We start from the raw sequence: 936 nt of genomic DNA, 5'->3' as shown, positions 1-936 counted from the left end.
GCCTTCAACAGACTCTCCCATAGCATCAAGATAGAAAGTATCTCCAATCTGTACTGTTCTCTTGTTACTAAAAGCTTTCATAAGGTTCAGCTTACCGTAGAAAGAAGTGGCATAGCCTTTTTCATCAGAAGGTATTGTTTGTGTCAGACGCCCACCAATACGCAGCAACCATTGATGAGGCTTACCCATATTCACGTTAAAGCCATCGATATCTGAGAGGGTGTCAAACATGAGACGTTGATAAAGGAGTTGTGCTTGTGGTTCAAAGACCAATCCTTTAGCATCGGTTTCTAGTTTATGTCCGATGGTCGCTGATGCACTTACAGTATGAGAACCATCCAATTTTGCAGTGTTCCCAATGAGGGCTGTGGTGATATTTCCTTTGAAAGCTCCGTAGGAGAACAGTGCATTAACATAGATGCCATCGTTATGCTGGATGTTTCCATATGCAGCAAGTGACCATTTATCGAGTGTACTCTTATCAGCACCTTCCATGCCCTTTGGAGTGAAAGAGAGTTGTCCGTATGTCCCCAAAAGACCAAAATGTGTGGTGCTATTTTGACCTTCTAATGCTGCTAATGTCATGCCTGCTTGTATTGCAGTATAGTGAACATCAGCACCATAGCCATAGTGTAGAGGACTACGGTTAGAAGACAATGTGATCTTGTGGCCATAGGAGGATAAGAAGATCCCACTCTTTTTGTTATCTTCTTTTTTATCCTTTGCTTCAAAGAGTGTTGTCCGCATATTCTCTAACAGTATATTCTGATTATTCAGCTCAGCCAATCCAGCGGAAAATAAAGCGTTAGGCATGACCAAATAACTGGCTACTTGTGGTACAAGAGCTCTTACTTTTCCTTTAGCATTAAGACAGGCAGCTTTTTTAGAATAAAGGGGAGTTGTTTCCCCATCATTAAGAGAGGCAGTTTCCTCAGT

1 protein-coding gene is annotated in these 936 nt (G+C 41.9%); it reads right to left on the bottom strand.

Annotated elements, in window-relative coordinates; translation table 11 throughout:
- The coding region (locus ACFINS_RS09835; RefSeq protein WP_375706159.1) for an autotransporter domain-containing protein at positions 1-936 on the bottom strand (936 nt) is incomplete at both ends.

This window comes from Bartonella sp. AA2SXKL (assembly GCF_042197205.1).
In the GTDB taxonomy this organism is placed as follows: domain Bacteria; phylum Pseudomonadota; class Alphaproteobacteria; order Rhizobiales; family Rhizobiaceae; genus Bartonella.
This window is presented reverse-complemented; position numbering and strand designations above follow the sequence as displayed.